This window comes from Micrococcus sp. iso_26 (assembly GCF_056172975.1).
The window spans coordinates 540,524-559,882 of sequence record NZ_CM149652.1; the positions used below are offsets into that span (position 1 = coordinate 540,524).

The following is a 19,359-nucleotide window of genomic DNA, read 5'->3' on the forward strand; positions in this document are numbered from 1 at the left end:
CCCCGCGGAGGACTCATGACCGAGACGCCCCTGACCCCCGAGGCCAGCGTGATCGTCCCCAGCCGGGGCGGTGCTCAGCGGCTGCCGCGCCTGATCGGCGCTCTCGCCGCGCAGGAGGACGCCCCGCCGTTCGAGGTCCACGTGGTCGTGGACGGGGATGTGGACGGGTCGGAAGCGGTGCTCGGGCAGTTGGCCGCGGAACGCCCGGGCCTGGACCTAAGCTGGACCGTCTTCCCGGAGAACCGCGGACGGGTCGGCGCGCTCAACGCCGGTGCCGACGCGACGTCCGGCCGTATTCTCATCCGTGCCGATGACGATCTCGAGCCCGGACCTCACTACATCCGGAACCACGTGGCCGCGCACGCGGGCGGGCCTGGCGGAGCGATCGGACTCTACGTGAACGTCCTGGAGCCCACCCCGTATCAGCGCGCCTACGGTGACGCTCAGGACGTCCTGCACCGCGAGCACGCGTATGCGCTGCCGGCGGATCGGCAGTGGCGGCACTGGGCCGGCAACGTGTCCGTCCCCCGTGCCCTGCACGAGCAGATCGGCGGCTACGACCTGGACTACCGACAGTACGGGTGGGAGGACATCGACTACGGCTACCGGCTGCACGCGGCAGGCTATCCCGTGGTGATCCGCCCCGAGCTGGAGACGCGGCACCACGCTGCCGCCGTGACGACGCACTCGAAGGCGGTGCGGGCCTTGCACGGCACGGCCGCGCGGAACCTGTTCGTGAGCAAGCACGGGGCGGCACCGCTCGGCACCATCGGCGCTCCGCGAGGCGTATGGGGTGCTGCCGTGCGCCTGGTGGCGTTGGGGACCACCGAAGCCACGCTCACGCGCTCCAGTGCTCTGATCGACGCCGTCACGGACCACCTGCCCCGGGGGCTCGCCCGTCGACTCATCGCCCTCCAGGTGGAGGGCGCCGCCGAGGCCGGACGAGCCCGTCCCCACCGCGCCCAACGGGCCATCTGAGGAGACACGATGTCGGAACAGACCCCCGCAACAATCGCCATCGCCCACGACTACCTCACCCAAAAGGGCGGGGCGGAACGGGTGGTGCTCGCCCTGCACCGGATGTGGCCGGACGCGCCCATCTACACGACGTTCTACGACCCCGAGGGAACCTTCCCGGAGTTCAAGGACGCACGCATCATCACCTCACCCCTCAACCGGGTGGGAGTGCTGCGGAAGGACCCACGGAGGGCACTGCCGCTGTTGCCGTTCGCGTCGTCGCTGATGCACGTGAAGGAGCCGGTCGCCGTCGTCTCGACCTCCGGCTGGGCGCACGGATTCCGCTACGACGGCGCCACGCTCGTCTACTGCCACACCCCGGCGCGCTGGGTGTATCTGCTGGACGACTACTTGGGCGAGGGCGGACGGAACAGCATCAAGGGGCGGATCGCCCGCGTGCTGCGCCCGGGTCTGCACAGGTGGGACCGCGCGGCCGTCCGGCGTCGATCGCGCTATGTGGCCAACTCCACGGTGGTGAAGGAGCGGATCGAAGACGTCTACGGGCTCGACGGCGTGGACCTCGTGTTCCCGCCGCACTCCGTGAGCACGGATGGCCCGCAGGAGCCGATCCCCGGTGCCGAGCAGCTGGCGGAGGACGGCTTCCTGCTGTCGGTCGCGCGACTCATGCCGTACAAGCACGTGGACGTGGCGATCAAGGCCGCGGCCCGCGCGGGGCGGCCGCTCGTGGTGATCGGCAAGGGCCCGGAGGAGGCCCGGCTGAGGGCGATGGCGGGGGAGGACGTGGTGTTCGGCCAGGACCTCACCGATGCGCAGCTGCGCTGGGCATACGCGCACGCGACGGCACTGATCGCCGCGAGCCACGAGGACTTCGGGATCACGCCGCTCGAGGCGAGCGCGTGGGGCGTGCCCACCGTGGCGCTGCGCGCCGGCGGCTACCTGGACACCATCGTGGACGGCGTCAACGGGGTGTTCGTGCAGGAGCCGACGGTGGATGCGGTGGCCGAGGGGGTGGGCCGTCTGCTGGCCCATGACTGGGACCGGGGGGCGATGCAGGCGCACGCCGAGCGGTACTCCGAGGTGGAGTTCGGGCGGCGGATCCGTGGCCTGTTGGGCGAGGTGGCACACCCGTAAGCGGGGGACGGCCTGGACCCGGGGCGGGCCGTACGAACGCGAAGTACGGGCCCAGGGTCTACCTGGTGTTGGCCTCTGCGGTCCTCAACGGATTGCTGGTCGTGGCCCTCCTGTGGGTCGTGGGGCAAGTGGGCATTCGCACCTTGGCCGAGGAAGCAGGCATCGTCGAGCCTCGCCGTCCGGCGTATGACACGTACGCGGCAGGGCAGTTCGAGGGGCTCCCAGACGCTGCTGGGGACGAATGGTGCGATCCGACCGAGGCCCTTTCCTCACCGGGCAAGCTCCGTCGTGACGGAGTCCACCTCACCGGAGGCGGCTATGGAACGACGCGGGAGCGAATCGCCACTCTCACGGACGTGTCCCGTTCGCTGGCGTTCGACCACTGACGCAGACGGTCGTACTTGACGGGGCGCATGCCGGGTGCGTTGGAGTGGGTGCCGCCCGTGCGCGGATTCGCACGTGGTAGTTGATACAGCTACCGCTCACGATGCCGCGGCCACCGCGCGGGGGCGGGCGTGGGGGATGGCGGTGATGTCCCGCGCGGAGAAGAGGTCGAGCCACACGTCTGCGACGATCGAAGGCTCGAACTCCGCGCCGACGCGCCCGCAGGCCTCGACCAGCCCGGCGAGCCGGTCCGGGCTGTCCAGGAGGGCCTGGAGGGCGTCCGCGATCTCGGCGGGCTCGGCGCCCGGCAGGGCGAGCCCGCACCGCTCCAGGAGGTCGGCGAGCCCGGCCGAGACGGGACGCCCCGCTGTCGGGACTCCGCAGCGCAGCGCCTCGACCGCCGACATCGACAGGCCCTCGAAGTCGGAGACGACGAGGTGCAGCGTCGCGCCCGTGAAGACGGCCGCCGGGTCGTCGGACCAGCCGCAGAAGCGGATGCGGTCCCGGTGAACCGATTCGTCGGCCACGCGGATCAAGGACTCCTCCTGGTCCCCGGTGCCCCAAATCTCGAGCACGACGTCGGGCACGTCGGCCGCAAGGGCGTCGAACGCCCGGATCGCCAGGTCGACGCGCTTCTCGGCGGAGAGGCGGCTGAACGAGACGATCCGCCTCCTCCCGTCCGTGTCCGTCCGCGGTACGGCCGCGGGCACGGTGCCGCTCGGGTTCGCGATGGCGCCCACGGGCACGCCCTGCGTGTCGGCGATCGGCCGCATGTAGGACGGGTGGAGGGCCACCACGGCATCGACCACGTCGAGGGCCGGGAAGGGGACGTCCCAACCCAGCCGTTCCAGGCCCTCCGGACTGGTGTGAACGTGGGCCACGAGGAACGGGGCGTCCGCCTCGGGCCGGACGTGGCCGGCCTCGCTGAGGCAGGTCAGCGTGTCGGGGTTCGCGAAGATGATCGCCGTGTCCCCGCCGAATCGCGCGAGGTGTCGGCGCAACCGCAGGGCCCGCCACCGCCGCCAGAGCGGGGTGAGGGCCGTCTTGACCGCCAGCTTCGCACCGAGCGGTCCCGGGTAGTCCGCCGCCAAGGGATGGTCCCCGGTCCAGTGCCGGAGCCGGTCGACCTCGAACACCAACCCAGGGACGCGCGGCTCTTTGGCGGGCGGGTGGATCGACAGGTAGGAGACCGTCAGGCCCCGCCGCACGAACTCGGCCGCCAGCTCGTCGACGACCGTCGTGATGCCCCCGGCCTGGGACGTGCAGCGGCAGGCGAAGACGACGTGCCGGACGCCCGCGCCGCCGGACGGCTCGGGAGCGGTCTCCGGCCGGTCCCGCCCGGCCCGGTCCTGCGCGCTCACCGCCCGGACTCCAGCAGCTCCAGGAGGTACCGTCCGTACCCCGACTTCACGAGCGGCTCGGCGCGCTCGCGCAGTTCGTCGTCGGTGAGAAGGCCCTCACGCCAGGCGACCTCCTCGGGGGAGCCGACCTTGAGGCCCTGACGGGACTCGATGGTGCGGATGAAGTTGGACGCGTCGTTCAGGTCGTGGAACGTGCCGGTGTCCAGCCATGCGGTGCCCCGGGGGAGGACCTCCACGTTGAGGGTGCCGCGTTCCAGATAGGTGCGGTTCACGTCGGTGATCTCCAGCTCGCCGCGCGCCGACGGCTTGAGGCTCTTCGCGATCTCGACGACGTCGTTGTCGTAGAAATACAGGCCCGGCACCGCATAGTTGCTCTTCGGCTCCGCGGGCTTCTCCTCCAGGGAGATGGCCTTGCCGGCGTCGTCGAACTCCACCACGCCGTAGGCGCTGGGGTCCACCACCCAGTAGCCGAACACGGTGGCACCGTCGACCTGGGTGTGACGGCGCAGCTGCTGGCCCATGCCGGGGCCGTAGAAGATGTTGTCCCCCAGCACGAGGGCCACGTGGTCGTCGCCGATGTGGTCCTCTCCCAGGATGAACGCCTGTGCCAGGCCGTCGGGGGAGGGCTGCTGGACGTAGCTGAGCGAGATCCCGAACTGGGAGCCGTCGCCCAGGAGCCGCTGGAACTGCTCCGCGTCGTGCGGGGTGGTGATCACCAGAATGTCGCTGATTCCGGCCAGGATGAGCGTGGACAGCGGGTAGTAGATCATCGGCTTGTCGTAGACGGGCACGAGCTGCTTCGAGATGGCATGGGTGATGGGATGCAGGCGGGAGCCCGTGCCGCCGGCGAGGATGATGCCTTTCATGGGCTCGATTCTACGGGGCCTCTGCCCCTCCGTTCAGGCCCCGGCGATGGCTAGACTCGCCCACAAAGGACGTCCGCGCTGTGCGACGTCTGCGGGTTCGGGCTGAATTCCCCCTGACGCGGACAGGAGTCTCATGATCGAAGGGTCGTCGTCATCCCAGGCGTTGCGGATGGGCTCGGTGCTCCCTTATCCCATCGCGAGACACGGCGGGGACTTCGCCTTAGAGACGCGCGCTTTCGAAGCGCTCGACGCCATGGGCAGGCTCTGGAACGGAGAGTTCCTCGTCTTCTCCCCGGGCCTGACCGAGCTGGCGGAACGTCCCCGCACCGGTTACCTGAGGCCGCCGTCGGAGCTGCCGTTCAGGGTCGTGGAGGTCCGGCCGGACCTGGCCGACCTGCGGGACCACCCCGTCGACCTCGTGACAGGCCTGCTCGTCCCCACGTCGGCACCCATCCTCGACATCGGCGCTCCCGCGATCCTGACGACGGAGCTCACCTACCGGACTCGGCTGGACATCCAACGAGCGGAGGCGCCCGCGCGGGTCCTTCCTCGCATGGCGCTCGGACTGGCGCGCACCGAACTCCGATTCCGCTCCATGGTGCGGCGGGCCGCCGGGGTGGAGTGTAACGGGCCGGCAGCGACGCGGACCTACGCGCGGCTCGCCCGCCGGTCGATGTCCTATCGTGACCACCGGTTGCACCGCGCTGATGTGGCGGCGGCGGCTCGTGTCCCGGCCTGGGACGGAAAACGGCCCCTGCACGTGGGGTTCTCCGGGCGGCATGAAGCCGTCAAAGGTCCCCAGTTCGTGGTGGAGGTGGCTCGCCGGGCCTACCACACGGGCCTGCCGGTCACGTTCTCCATCTTCGGGCGAGGGCCCCTGGAGCAGGAGCTCCGCGCCGCGGCCCCGCCCACGGTCCGTTTCCGAGGGTTCCGCGACTTCCGCACCGAGTGGGTCGCGGACGTTCAGAACGAGATCGACGTGATGATGCTGCCCCACCTGTAGGGCGACCCCTCGTGCACCTACAGCGAGTCTCTGGGCTCTGGGGCACCGGTGCTCGGCTTCCACAACGAGACCCTCACCCCCCTCGTCAAGGAGCACGGGGTCGGCTGGGCTGTTCGCCGGGGGGATACGGACGCGCTCTACGACCGGCTGACCCACCTGCTCAAGCACCCCGATGAAGTGGACGCCGCCCGGAAGGCGGGGCTTGCCCTCGTGGGATCCGAACCCTTCGAAGACCTCATGGAGCGCCGTGCCGCGTTCTTCCGGTCCGTCGCCCTCGAGGAGGAGTCGGCGTGAGTGCGGCCGGTCAGCGGAGGCCCGTCGTCTCCGTCATCATCCCCGCCTTCAACGCGGAACGGGTGCTCGGTCTCCAGCTCGACTCCCTAGCTGATCAGGACGGTGCCCCGGCCTACGAGGTGCTGGTGGTGGACAACAACTCCACGGACGGCACCGCAGCTCTGGTGCGGGACCGCACACCCGCGTTCCCCGTTCCGCTGCGCCTGATCCGTGCCGCCGAACACCAGGGACCCGGGTACGCACGGAACGTCGGCGTCGCCCGCGCGCGAGCGGACCTGCTTCTGTTCGCCGACGCGGACGACGTGGTCTCCCGTTGGTGGGTGCGCAACGGGGCGCAGGCCTTCGAATCGTCCGATCTCTGGTCCGGCGGGGCCGTGCTGATGACCGATGAGCAGATGGCCCAGGACCTCGCCGGGATCCGAGCGGCCCTGGGCGATGTGGACGAGTGGACGGGGGTCGAGCCGGGTGACCTGACGAACGCCTTCCCCGTAGTCATGGGCTGTGACTTCGGCATGACGCGGGCGGCATACGAGCGCGTCGGGGGCTTCGACGTATCGCTGGGCACGGTCTACGAGGACAACGACCTGGGAGTCCGGGCCCAGCTGGCCGGCCTGACCGTGGACAGTGCACCGACGGTGCGCATCGCCTACCGCGGCAAATGGGACGTGAGGCTCCGAGCCCGTCTCGCCCGCCGCTCCGCCCGATCCCACGCCCTTGTAGCCGCGCGCTACGGCCTGCGCTCCCGGTCGCACCTTCCCAGTCCGTGGCGAGAGCTGCCTCGCGCCTTGGGCAGCGCTACCCTCATGGTGCTTGGCCGGAAGACCCCGGACTGGGCCGGTGCGTGGATCCGGGCGAACACTGCGGTCGGCCATGCGGTCGGCCGTCTGCAGACCCGGCTCCCCGGCGCGGTGGAGCCGGCCTCGGTCGGCGTTGGCCTGGACGCTGGCCCGGAGATGGAGGAGACGCGCGCATGAAGCTTCCCGGGAGCGCCATCGTGCGGCGGGCCGCGCTGCTGTTCTCTCGTTCCGAGCTGGTGCCCAACCGGCTTCGGCCCGCTCTGCTGGACCGGTTCGGGCTGCGGGCCCCGCAGGAAGTCTGGATCTCCGCGAATGTCCGCATCCTGGACCCGACGCTCCTGACCCTGGGGGAGGGCGTCTACCTCAACCGGGAGGTGTACATCGACAACGGGCCGGTCACCCTGGGACGCAACGTGTATGTGGGCCCGCGCGCCATGATCATCACGGCCAAGCACTCCCTCGGCGGGCCCGAGCTCCGGGCCGGTGACGGCGGGCCTGAACCCGTGGTCATCGGGGACGGCACATGGATTGGCGCGGGGGCGATCATCCTGCCCGGGCTCACCGTGGGTGCCGGGTGTATCGTCGCCGCTGGCGCCGTTGTGACGAAAGACTGCACCCCGAACGGCCTCTACGCCGGCGTGTCGGCCCGCCGCATCCGGGACCTGGACGAGGCAGGCGCGGCATGACCGCGGTGGCCGAACATCCCGCCGAGCCGCTCGTCAGCGTCCTCATTCCTGCCAAGGACGCCGCTCAGTGGATCCCCGAACAGCTCGCCGCCCTGGACGACCAGGTGGACGCCCCGCCCTTCGAGGTCGTCATCGCCGACAACGGCAGCACTGACGGCACACCGCAGGCAGCGCTGGCCGGCGCGCACGCCTTCACCGTGCGGGTTGTCGACGCCTCGGGGCCGTCGAGCGCTTCCCACGGGCGCAACATGGCGGCTCGGGCAGCGCGGGGGAGGATCCTGCTCTTCTGCGACGCTGATGACCTTGTGGGCCCCGCGTGGGTGCGATCCCTCACAGACGCCGTCGCGGACGATCCCTCTCGAATCGCCACCGGTGTCCTCCACCACGGGCGCTTCAACTCGCCCGAGGTCCTCGCCGCCTATCAGATCGGACCGGACCCCGAGGTCGACGAGCTCGCCCGCCCGACGGCGGTGAAAGAGAACCCCGGCGGGTTCGCTGGCCATCTTCCGACAGTGGCCGGGGGCAACTTCGCGATCCACCGATCGGCGTACCTCGCCCTCGGGGGGATGGACGCCGCGTATCCGGGTGGCGCGGAGGAGACGGACTTCGCCTGGCGGGCCCAGCAGTCCGGGATGCGTGTGGTGAGTGTGCCCCAGGCGGTCGTCCACTATCGGCTCAAGTCTGAACTGCGAAGTCTGTTCCGGCAGCAGCGCATCCAGCAGCGCGGTCGCATCTACCCGTGGACCCGCTATCGTGACAGCCCGATGCAAGGGCCCAGTCTGAAAGGGTCCGCTTTGGAGGTGGTGCGAGGCGCGGCCGCCTTCCCGGCATCGCGGCGTGACGAGGGGGCACAGCTCGCCTGGTCCGCCCGTGTGGGTGCTCATGTCGGCGCCCTCGAGGGGATGGTGCGATACCGCCGGGGACTGCCGGACCGGAGGACACGGCTGCTCCGTCGGGGGCGCGGCCGGGGCACCGCATGACCTGGGTGGTGACCGGAGGGGCCGGGTACATCGGCGCCCACGTGGTGCGCGCCCTGCAGGGGGCGGGCATGGACGTGGCCGTCGTCGATGACCTCTCGACCGGGTTCGTGGACTTCGTGCCCGCCGACGTGCCCCTGCTCCGGGCCGACGTCGGCGACGTCGGGCAGGTGGCGGCATTCCTGACGCGCGTGGGCGCCGCCGGCGTTGTGCACGTGGCCGGCTACAAGTTCGCGGGCGAGTCCGTCCGCGAGCCGCTGCACGCCTATCGCGTGAACGTGCGCGGCACCCTGGGCGTGCTCGAGGCGATGGAGCGGGCCGGGGTACCCGCGGTCGTCTTCTCCTCCTCGGCGGCCGTGTACGGCACCCCGGACGTGGAGCGCGTCACGGAGGCGACGGCGACCGCCCCGGAGTCCCCCTACGGGGAGAGCAAGCTGATCGGGGAGTGGCTGCTCGCGGACCAGGGCCGGGCCACCGGACTCCGGCACACGAGCCTGCGCTACTTCAACGTGGTCGGCTCCGCGGATCCGGCGCTGTCCGACACGAGCCCCCACAACCTCTTCCCGCTCGTGTTCCGCGCCCTGGACCGCGGCGAGCGCCCGCGCCTGTTCGGTGCCGACCACCCCACGCCGGACGGCACGTGCGTGCGGGACTACGTCCATGTGGCCGACGTCGCCCGGGCCCACGTGGCCGCCGCCCGGGCGCTGGCGGAGGGTCGCGCCTTGGCCCCGGTCTACAACCTCGGCTCCGGGGCGGGCACCTCGGTCCGGCAGATCATGGAGGCCGTCGGCCGGGTCACCGGGCGCGACGTCGACCCGGACGTGGAGCCGCGCCGCCCCGGGGACCTCGCGCGCATCGTGGCGGACGGCTCCCTCGCCGCGCGCGATCTCGGGTGGGAGAACCGCCACACGGTGGAGGACATGGTCCGCTCCGCGTGGGAGGCCCGGCGGCCGCCCGAGACGCGCTGAGGCTCAGACTTCGTCCCAGCGGGTCGGGGCGTCCGCGCGCAGTGGGCGCAGCGTCCCGCGCGGGTACCAGGCCGCGTCCGTGAGCGGCTGACCGGCCAGGAGGGCCTCCCACGCGGCGCGCAGGGCGTCGTCGTCGAGGGCCCCGAGCCGGCACCAGTGGTACCCCTTGTCCTCGGAGGTGTCGGCGAGCGCGATCGCCTGCGCGCCGGTGCGGCTCTTGCGGGCGAACTGCTCGAAGGAGCGCCACGGCAGGTGCAGGATCCGCAGGCCCTCCGCGCGGACGCCCGGACGCAGGACCTCGTGGTTGCCCATCTCGAGGACGGCCCCGGAGCGCGGGCGGAACGCGACCTTGACGTCGAAGTGCGCGGTCGTGTCCAGCATCGGGCCGGAACCGTCCGCCGCCGGGAACGCGTTGTGCATGACGGCGCGCAGCACGGGTGCGTCGGTGCGGGCCAGGGCCTCGGCGAGCGTGCCCTCGGCGCCGAACCAGAGCTCGTCCGCATCGAACGGGACCACCCACGTGGCGCCGGCGGCGGAGGCCAGGTCGGCCAACCGGGTCATTTTGGCGGACTGCACGTAGGCCGGCTCCCGGTCCGCGCCGACGACGAGCCCCGGGATCTCCCCGGCCAGTCGGCGCAGGATGTCCGGCGTCGCGTCCTTCGACCCGTTGTCCACGACGACGATGTGCGGGATCCCCTGGTCCGCGAGGTGGCGCACGGAGCGCTCGATCACGTCCGCCTCGTCGCGGACCATCGCGACGGCGCACGGGCCGGACATCGCCGGCAGCTCCGGCAGATCGAACCCGGCCGAGGCGAGGGCGTACTCGCGGGCGAACCGCTCCGATCCGCGGACGGCGGCCGCCTGGCGGACCACCTCCCGGGCCCGGCGAAGGAGGAACAGGCGGTGCTTGGCCTGGCGGGCGAGGCCGAGGGGGGAGGGCATCGGGTCTCCTGTCGGGTGCGGCGGGGAGGGCGGTGTCGGGGCGGCCCGGAGGGTCAGACGGGTGCGGTCCGGGGCGGACGACGTTCAGCCCAGGGCGGCCAGCTCCGCGTCGAGGGTCGGGGGGAGGGGCCAACCCATCGCGGTGCAGAGCCGCTGCAGGCGCAGCCGCCAGTCCAGCTCCCGGCGGGCCCGGCGCCGCTGCTCGGCGGCCCGCTCCGGCGTCCAGGCGGCGGCGGCCTCCGCGAGCATGGGCCAGGCCTCGGCGCGGGAGTCGGGCGAGACCTCGAGCGTGGCCTCCGGCCACAGGAGCGTGGCCGCGGACCGCGGGGCGACGCCGGCCACACGGCATCCCGCCGCGAGGGCGTCCGTCCACCGGCCCGTGAGGTAGTCGCGAGTCGGGTGCGTGTACGGCGCAGGGCTGACGAGGTTGGAGAACGCGAGGACGAGGCGCGCCTGCGCCAGCGCGGTGCGGACGGCCTCCTGGTTCTGCAGCGGATCGGGCGCCGACGGCGGCCGGCCCCGGAACACGAGGCCGTGGTCCTGCGCCTCGCGGGCGGTGCGGGCGTCGTCGTCCCAGGCTTCCGGCTGGCGGCCCAGACGCAGCAGGTCGACCGAGCGGGGGCCGTCGTCGGCGGCGACGGCGAGGGTGTCCGAACCCCACGGCAGCGCGTCCACGGGGCGGCCGGTCAGCGCGCTCCACTCATCGACGAGGTCCGGGTCCGTCACGAACAGTCGGTCGAAGTGGGGCCGGTGCCGGGCGATCCCGGCGATCCGGTCGGTCCAGAATGAGTCGACGATCCAGGCCGCCGTGGACTCGTGCCCGGGCCACCACAGGTCCCGGCGCGCGGCCAGGGCGAGGGCGGCGGGGTTGCCGGCGAGCACCAGGAGGCGGCGCCCGCGGGCCCGCCGGCCGCGCGGCAGGAGCACGGACGCGCGCTGGGCCCACGAGGCGGCGCCGCGGTCCTCGACCTCGACCAGTCGGCCGTCGAGCAGGCGGGCGGCCAGGCGCGCGAGGACGTCGACGGGACCCCAGCCGCTGCCGCCGGGACGGACGTAGAGGACGTCGATGGTCATACGGCCAGCCTAGGCGTCGCGCGATCCAGTCGGGGGCGAGGTCCTCGCCAGTACGCTGAGGTCGAGTACGTCTGTTGTGGCGGCGGAATTGAGGAGGCCACCCATGCGAAGCCTGATGAGGATGAGGACGCCCCGAGACATTGCTGCCGGCGTGCTGGCCACGGTGCGCCGCGCCGACCCTCCAGTGATCTGGGGGGCAGAGCCGATGAACGGTGGCAATTTCCTCTACCTGTGGGCCACGGCCTGGGCGCGCCGCCGGGAAACGGGACGTCCGTGGCTGGTGCGCTACAAGCCCACGATGGAGCCGTGGTTGACAGAGTTCCCCGCCCTCAGGGATCTCACGGTGCGGGAAGACGATGTGTCCTTCCGGCAAGAGCGCACGGTCGAGTGGGGCCAGCAGACTTACCAGGACTGGTTCTTTCGTGACCTCCTGGACTTCACGCGCGAGAGGTTGTTGACGAGCAACGGATTTCAGGCGCGTCTGAAGCAGGTAGACCGCGAGGCCGTCGTCGTGAACGTGCGCCGGGGTGACTACTACTCCGATCCGGTGCACCGGGCCAACTACGGGTTCGACGTCCCCGGCTACGTCCGCGCCGCCGTCTCCCGCGTTCCCGAGGCAGACCTCGAGCGGATCGTCCTGGTCTCGGACGACGTCGAATGGTGTCGCCGGAACCTCGGCTTCCTGGCCGACCACGCCTCCGTGCACACCATCCCCGGGGCGCACGACATGTTCGACGACCTGGCGCAGATCGCCGGGGGTCGTCACCTGATCCTGGCGAACTCCACGTTCTCCTACTGGGGCGGCTACATCTCGAGCGCGCTGCCGCCGCAGGTGCGCGCCCGGTCGGTCCAGGCTCCGCTGCACTTCACCCGACTCTACGCCCGCGGTGAATCGCCCCTGCTGCTGCCTCAGTGGCGGGCGATACCGGACGACGAGTTCGACCCCGCCGATGACTGACCCCCAGTAAGCGGACTGGGCGCTGCTGGCAGTCTCAATGCCGACCGAGAAGACCGCGAGCCTCGTTGATGACGAGATGCGCCATAGCGTGCACAGGGGTTCGCGCTCCACGTGCGGATGACCACAGTTCACTCCGCACCTCTGAGACCGGCATGCCGACACGCCGGGCCCGCTTCGACAATTCCCACCGGGCCCGCCGTGAATGCTGGCGGGCCGTCAATGATGGGCCCTCTTCCGCGTTCTTGAGGGCGCGGATCATTGAGCGGATAAAGCGTGGGCTGTTATGCGCGAATCCGACGGCCCCCAGTGACGTGTCCAGTCGTCTCACCGAGACGAGCGAGTCCTCGGTGTAGACGAACCGATGCCGGGCAGCCAGGCGAGTCAGAAGTTCGAAGTCCTCGTAGAACAGGTCCTCGGCATAGCCGCCCTCCCGCTGCAGGACGTCGGAGCGGAGGAAGAGCGAGGCCGCGGGGATCCAATTCCCTTTGACGAGACACGCGAGCGTGTCTGCGGAGCGAGCCGGCTCCTCTGGCCAGGGGAACTCGGTCCGGGAGGAACAGTGGAGCAGTTCCGAGGAAGGACCGATCACGCGAGCGTCGCTGTAGGCGAGGACCACGTCCTCTGAAGAAGAGCTGAGCAGGGCTGCTTGGGCCTCGATCCGGTGGGGTTCCATAGTATCGTCACCGGCGATGTAGGTCACGAATTCCGTGTCCACCTGGGCAAGGAGCCTATTGAGGGTCCTGTTGAGTCCGACGTTCTCGCGGTTCGGTTGGAATTCGAACGTAGGCGGGGCGGACGCAACCCACTTCTCGATGACGGCTCTCGTGTCATCCCCGGGCGAGGCGTCATCGGCGATGAGTACGCGTGTGGGCGGCACTGTCTGCGCAGCGATACTCTCCAAGGTTTCGATGACGTAGGGGGCGTGGTTGTAGGCGACCACGAGAACGGTCGTCCCCGGGCGGCGGCGGGACCACGCCGCACTGTCGTCGTTCAGGCCGTGCCCCATCTTGGAGTGCAGGGGTCGACGCAGCACCAGACGCTCGGCCCAGCCCACGGTGAGCCCCCAGGCCGTCGCTACGCGATCGACCCCCCCCGCCCAGTCCCGGGACTTAGCCCCTACGGCCATACGCGCAAGTGCCCCGCTGGCCCGGGCCAACTCCGTAAAGGGTGGGCGTCTAAGTTCGGGTGCGGCGTCCCACGCGTCGCGGGCGGCAGCGACGTCGGCCAGGGATCTGCCGGCATTCCGCCGCACGCGCATTCGGTCCCGCGTGGCAGAGGGGCGCGCGTAGATGATGGACATCGCCCCCGCGTCCACGATGGGGATCCCCGCCTGCTCCAATCGGTAGGCGAGGTCGTTGTCCTCCCCGCCCCGGACTAGTGAAGAGTCGAACCCTCCGACTGACACCAGGACCTCACGGCGTGCCGCGAAGTTGCCCCCCATCAGGGCGGGGCCGATGGAGCCGCGTCTGGCGGGCCGCGGCGGCACCGGCATGGTCCGCTCCTCCAGGATGGCTCGTCGCTCGGCGGGGCCGAGGGCTTCCAGATCGCCGTGGTCCATGACGACGATGCCGCCGCTCACGACGGGGTGTTCCGCGAGGAGGTCCACCGCCTGCCGGCACCAGTCGGGATGGACGAGATCGTCGTCGTCGCAGAAGGCGAGCAAGTCAGCTCTCGCCGCGGCAATTCCTCGGTTCCGGGCATAGGCCGCCCCGCGGTGCTTGGTCGCCTCAATGATGCGGATCTGAACGTCATCGGAGAGCGGACTGACTGCCTGCACGACCTCGGCCAGGCCGGGATTGCCGCCGTTGTCACACAACAGGATCTCCCGCGGCGGGGCTGACCGCTGATGGACCAGGGCATCCAGCTGCCATGTGAGCGGCTCACCGCTGCGGAAGCAAGGAATCACGATCGAGAGGAAGGGCTGGGATGTGCGGGGCATCGGACGGCTCCTGGACCGGGCGGGGGACGGCTCAAGTGTAGGTGCTGTGGAAGACTGGCCCCATGCACCTCCTCGTCACCGGCGGCGCCGGGTTCATCGGATCGAACTTCGTCCACCACGCCGTCCGCGAGACGGAGTACGACGTCGTCGTGCTCGACAAGCTGACCTACGCCGGCAACCGGGAGAACCTCGCCGGCCTGCCCGAGGACCGCGTCACTCTCGAGGTCGGGGACATCTGCGACGCGGCCCTGGTGGACCGCCTGGTCGCCGAGTCGGACGCCGTCGTGCACTACGCGGCGGAGTCCCACAACGACAATTCGCTGAACGATCCCTCGCCGTTCATCCAGACGAACATCGTCGGAACCTTCGTCCTCCTGGAGGCGGTCCGCAAGCACGGCAAGCGGTTCCACCACGTGTCCACGGACGAGGTCTACGGCGACCTCGAACTGGACGATCCGGCGAAGTTCACCGAGACCACCCCGTACAACCCCTCCAGCCCCTACTCGGCCTCGAAGGCCGGCTCGGACCACCTGGTGCGCGCGTGGGTCCGCTCCTTCGGCGTGCAGGCCACGCTGAGCAACTGCTCCAACAACTACGGCCCGTACCAGCACATCGAGAAGTTCATCCCGCGCCAGATCACCAACCTGATCGACGGCGTCCGCCCCCGCCTCTACGGCCAGGGCGTCAACGTCCGGGACTGGATCCACACGGAGGACCACTCCTCGGCCGTGCTGCGCATCCTCGAACGCGGCGAGATCGGCCGCACGTACCTGATCGGCTCGGACGGGGAGAGGAACAACAGGGAGATCGTGGAGATCCTCCTCGAGCTCTTCGACCGCCCCGCGGACGACTACGACCTCGTCGCCGACCGCCCGGGCCACGACCTGCGCTACGCGATCGACAACACCGCCCTGCGCACCGAGCTCGGCTGGGAGCCGCAGTTCACGGACATCCGCGCCGGTCTGGCGGACACGGTCCGCTGGTACCGCGAGAACGAGGCCTGGTGGCGCCCGGCCAAGGCCGCCGTCGAGGCCACCTACCGCGCCCAGGGCCAGTGAGGGGGCACCGCTGATGCGCATCACCGAGACCGCCATCCCCGGCCTGCTCGTCCTCGACCTCGACGTCCACGGGGACAACCGCGGCTGGTTCAAGGAGAACTGGCAGCGCGAGAAGATCCGCGCCCTCGCCGCCGAGCACCCCCGCCTCGCCTCGCTCGCCCCGGTGCAGAACAACATCTCCTTCAACGACGCCGTCGGCACCACCCGCGGCATCCACGCCGAACCGTGGGACAAGTACGTGGCCGTCGCCCACGGCCGGATCTTCGGCGCCTGGGTGGACCTGCGCGAGGGACCGTCCTTCGGCGCCGTCGCCACCGTGGAGCTCGGCCCGGAGAAGGCCGTCTTCGTGCCGCGCGGGGTGGGCAACTCGTATCAGACGCTCGAGCCGGACACCGCCTACACCTACCTGGTGAACGACCACTGGTCCGCCGACGCGCAGGGCCAGTACACGTTCCTCAACCTCGCGGACCCGACGGCGGCCATCACCTGGCCCATCCCGCTCGAGGACGCCGAGCTCTCGGACAAGGACCGCGCCCACCCCATGCTCGCGGACGTCACCCCCATGCCGCCCGCCCCGATCCTCGTGCTCGGCGCCGGCGGCCAGCTCGGCCGCGCCCTCGTGGCCCGCGCCGAGGCCGCGGGGATCCCGGTCGAGGCCCATGGCCGGGACACCTGGGACATGACCGATCCGGTGTCTTGGCCGCGGGAGCACTTCCGCGGCCTGCGCGCCGTGGTCAACGCGTCCGCCATGACCGCGGTGGACGCCGCTGAGACGCCCGAGGGCCGGGCCCAGGCCTGGGCCGTCAATGCGACCTCCGTCGTCGAGCTCGCCCGCCGCTGCGCCGAGGCCGGCGTCCCCCTGGCCCACGTCTCGACCGACTACGTGTTCGACGGTGCCCTCCCCGTGGGGCAGGAGCACCCGGCGGACCACCCGCTCGCGCCGCTGGGCGTCTACGGCCAGTCGAAGGCCGCCGGCGAGGCCGCGGTGCGCACCGTACCGCGGCACTGGATCGTCCGCACCTCCTGGGTGATCGGGGAGGGGAAGAACTTCGTGGCCACCATGGCCTCCCTCGCCGAGCGCGGGATCGACCCGGCCGTCGTCGCCGACCAGCACGGCCGCCTCACCTTCGCCGACGACCTCGCCGACGCCCTGCTGCACCTGGTCACCACGGATGCGCCCACGGGCACGTTCCACATGACCAACAGCGGCGACGTGGTCACCTGGCACGACGTCGCCCGGTGGGTCTTCGAGGACACCGGCCACGACGCCGGGCGCGTCTCCGCTACGACCGCCGCCGCGTACCTGGCCGGCAAGGAGGGCGTGGCCCCGCGGCCGACCAACAGCGCCCTTGACCTCGGGCCCCTGGCCGCCGTCGGCTACACCGCCCCGGATCAGCGCGAACGGCTGCGGACGTACCTGTCAGAAACGGCGGGTGGCACACGCTGATACTCTTGCGGACATCGCGTCTGCTCAGAGAAAATACATCTGGCATACATCTCGCCCCGAAAGGCCCCTCATGACTGCTCGCTCCGCTTCCACCCCCGCGTCAGGCCCGAGCCGGCGCGCCGTCGCCACCGGTCTGGCCTGGTCTGTCCCCGCCGTGGCCATGGTCTCGGCGGCGCCGTCCTTTGCCGCTTCGCTGCGCAAGGATCCCGGCATCAACGGCTGGGTGCTGAACACGACACGTGATCTTGGTGGCTGCCGCTATTCTCTCGAGGTGAACTCGGCGCCCTCCCGTGGGGGCGCCACTCCCGATGGCGCGCCCTGGGGGCTCTACCTCTACGACGTCTCCAAGGACGCCAGCTACAGCGGCGCCAAGCTCGTCTACTGGGTGCGCGGCACTCATACTGCGACCCGGAACCCGATCACCTGGCAGGCGGCCACCGGGCATTCGACGAAGTGGTCAGGCCCCGTGCGGGGTGCCGCGCAGACCAAGGCTGACGGTTTCGTGTACACCCCCTACACCTGGACGTACACCGGCACCATTGACCCGGCGGACGTCCGTAGTGACGGGCGGCTCTACCTCGAGACCTTCCATGTGCAGGCCGCCGACTTCTCCATGTGGGAGAATAGCCGTTGCCTGCCCCTGGACTACTGGACATACCGGGAGATCGTCGTGGACCCGGACGGGCCCACCGGGCCGCAGCAGCCGATGACACTCAGCTTCGAACGCCGCAACGGGCCGAGCGGACCCTACGTTCCCGGCGCTCAGGGGCGCATGGCGGTCACGCCGGACGCCGAAGCCACAGCAAATCTGCAGCAGCTGAGCAGCTGAACCGGGCCACCCGCCCCCGTCGTGCGGGTGGTGTCCTGTCGGGGTTGCCCAGGCGAGGGAGCGCGCGCTCCGTGATCGACGGGGCCGCAGCCAGCACTGGCCGGCTCGCACAGACGTAGTGGGGCCCCGCACCGGAAGGTGCGGGGCCCCAGCGTGTGGAGGGGACTGGCGTCAGCCCTTCTTCGCCCGTGCGGCCCGACGGGACTTCTTTCCGCCCTTGCCGGTTCCCTGCAGGTACTTGTCATGGGACTTGTGGTACGTGCTCTCGTACCCGTAGCCGTAGGAGTAGCCGCCGCCGCGCTGGGAGCGCGCGACGCCGTTCATGACGACGCCCAGCAGATGCGCGTCCACTGCGGCGAGATTCTCCACAGCCGCCTCCAGGTGGTCCTTGCGGGTCCGTCCCTGACGCACCACGAGCACAGTCCCGTCCACGGCCGTGGCCAGGAGGGAGCCGTCCGTGACGGGCAGCAGCGGCGGGGAGTCGACGATGACGAAGAAGTCCTCCGATGCCAGCTTCAGCAGGGCCCGCATGCGCTTCGAGCCCAGCAGCTCCGACGGGTTCGGGGGCGTCCGGCCGGCGGGGAGCAGCGTGAGGTTCGGGATTCCGGTGGCCGCGAGGGCGTCGTCCGGCTGCACCTCACCGGCCAGCACCTCGGACAGGCCCACGTCGCCCGCCACCTGGAAGAGGTCGTGCTGCCGGGGCCGCCGCAGGTCGGCGTCCACCACGAGCACCCGTTCGCCGGCCAGGGCCAGGGCGCGGGCCAGGTTCGATGCGACGGTCGACTTGCCCTCGGAGGGGTCCGCGCTCGTGAACGAGACGACGCGGGGCGGCTCGTCGACGGAGACGAACTTGAGATTGGTGCGCAGCGCCCGGATGGCCTCGCCGGCCCGGGGGTCGAGGTCCACGGCCTCCTCGCCCGTGCGGGTCAGGGACGCGTTCTCCGGGACGGCCCCGATGACGCCGGCGCCGGTGATCTCCTTCACGTCGGCGCGGCTGCGCACCTTCACGTCCAGGAGACGACGGAGCACGGCGATGGCGAGTCCCGCACCCAGTCCGGCCACGACGCCCAAGAGGACGTTGCGCCGGGTGTCAGGGCTCACGGGGGCAGAGGGCACGCGGGCGTCGGACAGCGGCACGACCTCCAACGGGCTGTTCTTGTCCACGTCCGCCGCCACGTCCGCCGTCGCCTGCAGAGCACTGTTCGCGAGCTGCGCGGCGGTCTCGGGATCCGTCGAGGTGGCGGTCACCTTGATCATGCTGGACTCGGGGACGAGCACCGCGGAGAGCGAACCGTCGCCGTCCTGCCCCGTGTCCTGGGCCACGCGTTCACGCACGGCCTCGCTGTTGATCAGGGCGACGTAGGCCTGAGCCCGGCTCTCGGCGGGCAGGTTGCTGGTGATGAGGCTCTGATCTGCAGCCCGCGCGGCGAGGAACCCCTGAGATTCGGACGCGTAGATCCGGGGCTGCAGCGCGGAGTAGCCCCAGCCCAGCAGACCCCCCACGAGGGCGGCCGCCAGCAGCAGGAGGAGGTTGGCGCGCAGCAGGCGGAAGAAGTCGACGATCGTCACGGAGCACCTCGGGGGTCATGGACGGGAATGCGCGGGCCGTCGTGGGCGAGGCACGCGCGGTCCACGGTACCAAGACCCCTCGTGCGGTCTGCCGGGCC

18 protein-coding genes are annotated in these 19,359 nt (G+C 71.0%); 12 read left to right on the top strand and 6 right to left on the bottom strand.

All coding sequences use genetic code 11. From position 1 onward, the window contains the following. Positions 1-15 precede the first annotated feature (15 nt). A complete protein-coding gene (locus AC0VX0_RS02470; protein WP_002854436.1) occupies positions 16-978 on the top strand; it encodes a glycosyltransferase family 2 protein in 963 nt (320 codons plus the stop codon). 9 nt (positions 979-987) lie between these two features. Further along, positions 988-2,109: a glycosyltransferase gene (locus AC0VX0_RS02475; protein WP_402638637.1), complete on the top strand. Its 1,122-nt coding sequence runs from the start codon at positions 988-990 to the stop codon at positions 2,107-2,109. Positions 2,110-2,591: 482 nt separating this feature from the next. On the opposite strand, the gene AC0VX0_RS02480 is transcribed toward AC0VX0_RS02475, so the two are convergent. Then, the gene (locus tag AC0VX0_RS02480) at positions 2,592-3,854 is read right to left on the bottom strand and encodes a glycosyltransferase family 4 protein (RefSeq protein WP_402638640.1); all 1,263 of its coding nucleotides are present in this window, start codon (positions 3,852-3,854) and stop codon (positions 2,592-2,594) included. Next, on the bottom strand, positions 3,851-4,720 hold the full coding sequence (rfbA, locus tag AC0VX0_RS02485; protein WP_158184651.1) for a glucose-1-phosphate thymidylyltransferase RfbA: 870 nt from the start codon (positions 4,718-4,720) through the stop codon (positions 3,851-3,853). The genes AC0VX0_RS02480 and rfbA overlap by 4 nt, the downstream gene beginning before the upstream one ends. A gap of 253 nt (positions 4,721-4,973) precedes the next feature. Here rfbA and AC0VX0_RS02490 point away from each other — a divergent pair, with 253 nt between their 5' ends. The 6 genes from AC0VX0_RS02490 to galE are packed head-to-tail and all read left to right on the top strand — an operon-like array spanning position 4,974 to position 9,445. Next, positions 4,974-5,723 carry a glycosyltransferase family protein gene (locus AC0VX0_RS02490; protein ID WP_402638643.1) on the top strand — a complete coding sequence of 250 codons (750 nt, stop codon included), beginning with the start codon at positions 4,974-4,976 and terminating at the stop codon, positions 5,721-5,723. A gap of 48 nt (positions 5,724-5,771) precedes the next feature. Beyond that, positions 5,772-6,017 carry a hypothetical protein gene (locus AC0VX0_RS02495; RefSeq protein WP_158184649.1) on the top strand — a complete coding sequence of 82 codons (246 nt, stop codon included), beginning with the start codon at positions 5,772-5,774 and terminating at the stop codon, positions 6,015-6,017. Then, positions 6,014-6,991 carry a glycosyltransferase family 2 protein gene (locus tag AC0VX0_RS02500; protein WP_158184648.1) on the top strand — a complete coding sequence of 326 codons (978 nt, stop codon included), beginning with the start codon at positions 6,014-6,016 and terminating at the stop codon, positions 6,989-6,991. Before AC0VX0_RS02495 ends, AC0VX0_RS02500 begins: the two co-directional genes overlap by 4 nt. After that, positions 6,988-7,500: an acyltransferase gene (locus AC0VX0_RS02505; RefSeq protein WP_158184647.1), complete on the top strand. Its 513-nt coding sequence runs from the start codon at positions 6,988-6,990 to the stop codon at positions 7,498-7,500. The genes AC0VX0_RS02500 and AC0VX0_RS02505 overlap by 4 nt, the downstream gene beginning before the upstream one ends. Beyond that, positions 7,497-8,480: a glycosyltransferase family 2 protein gene (locus AC0VX0_RS02510; protein ID WP_158184646.1), complete on the top strand. Its 984-nt coding sequence runs from the start codon at positions 7,497-7,499 to the stop codon at positions 8,478-8,480. The genes AC0VX0_RS02505 and AC0VX0_RS02510 overlap by 4 nt, the downstream gene beginning before the upstream one ends. Continuing rightward, complete coding sequence (galE, locus tag AC0VX0_RS02515; protein WP_158184645.1) at positions 8,477-9,445, top strand: UDP-glucose 4-epimerase GalE; 969 nt, start codon at positions 8,477-8,479, stop codon at positions 9,443-9,445. The genes AC0VX0_RS02510 and galE overlap by 4 nt, the downstream gene beginning before the upstream one ends. A gap of 3 nt (positions 9,446-9,448) precedes the next feature. Here galE and AC0VX0_RS02520 read toward each other — a convergent pair whose 3' ends face one another. Then, positions 9,449-10,387: a glycosyltransferase family 2 protein gene (locus AC0VX0_RS02520; RefSeq protein ID WP_402638649.1), complete on the bottom strand. Its 939-nt coding sequence runs from the start codon at positions 10,385-10,387 to the stop codon at positions 9,449-9,451. A gap of 84 nt (positions 10,388-10,471) precedes the next feature. Continuing rightward, positions 10,472-11,461: a hypothetical protein gene (locus tag AC0VX0_RS02525; protein WP_158184643.1), complete on the bottom strand. Its 990-nt coding sequence runs from the start codon at positions 11,459-11,461 to the stop codon at positions 10,472-10,474. Positions 11,462-11,582: 121 nt separating this feature from the next. Here AC0VX0_RS02525 and AC0VX0_RS02530 point away from each other — a divergent pair, with 121 nt between their 5' ends. Further along, a complete protein-coding gene (locus AC0VX0_RS02530; RefSeq protein WP_402638652.1) occupies positions 11,583-12,419 on the top strand; it encodes an alpha-1,2-fucosyltransferase in 837 nt (278 codons plus the stop codon). A 34-nt stretch (positions 12,420-12,453) separates the two neighbouring features. Here AC0VX0_RS02530 and AC0VX0_RS02535 read toward each other — a convergent pair whose 3' ends face one another. Beyond that, positions 12,454-14,358 carry a glycosyltransferase gene (locus tag AC0VX0_RS02535; protein WP_402638655.1) on the bottom strand — a complete coding sequence of 635 codons (1,905 nt, stop codon included), beginning with the start codon at positions 14,356-14,358 and terminating at the stop codon, positions 12,454-12,456. A 62-nt stretch (positions 14,359-14,420) separates the two neighbouring features. Between AC0VX0_RS02535 and rfbB the strand changes: the two genes are divergently transcribed. From rfbB to AC0VX0_RS02550, 3 genes are all read left to right on the top strand, one after another. Beyond that, positions 14,421-15,416 (top strand): dTDP-glucose 4,6-dehydratase, encoded by a 996-nt coding sequence (rfbB, locus tag AC0VX0_RS02540; protein ID WP_402638658.1) that lies wholly within the window; start codon positions 14,421-14,423, stop codon positions 15,414-15,416. A gap of 13 nt (positions 15,417-15,429) precedes the next feature. After that, positions 15,430-16,863, top strand: coding sequence for a sugar nucleotide-binding protein (locus tag AC0VX0_RS02545; RefSeq protein ID WP_129867077.1), 1,434 nt, complete (start codon positions 15,430-15,432; stop codon positions 16,861-16,863). A 70-nt stretch (positions 16,864-16,933) separates the two neighbouring features. Next, complete coding sequence (locus AC0VX0_RS02550) at positions 16,934-17,692, top strand: hypothetical protein (RefSeq protein ID WP_129867076.1); 759 nt, start codon at positions 16,934-16,936, stop codon at positions 17,690-17,692. 171 nt (positions 17,693-17,863) lie between these two features. Here AC0VX0_RS02550 and AC0VX0_RS02555 read toward each other — a convergent pair whose 3' ends face one another. Continuing rightward, positions 17,864-19,261 carry a tyrosine-protein kinase domain-containing protein gene (locus tag AC0VX0_RS02555; RefSeq protein WP_078025722.1) on the bottom strand — a complete coding sequence of 466 codons (1,398 nt, stop codon included), beginning with the start codon at positions 19,259-19,261 and terminating at the stop codon, positions 17,864-17,866. Positions 19,262-19,359: the final 98 nt, after the last annotated feature.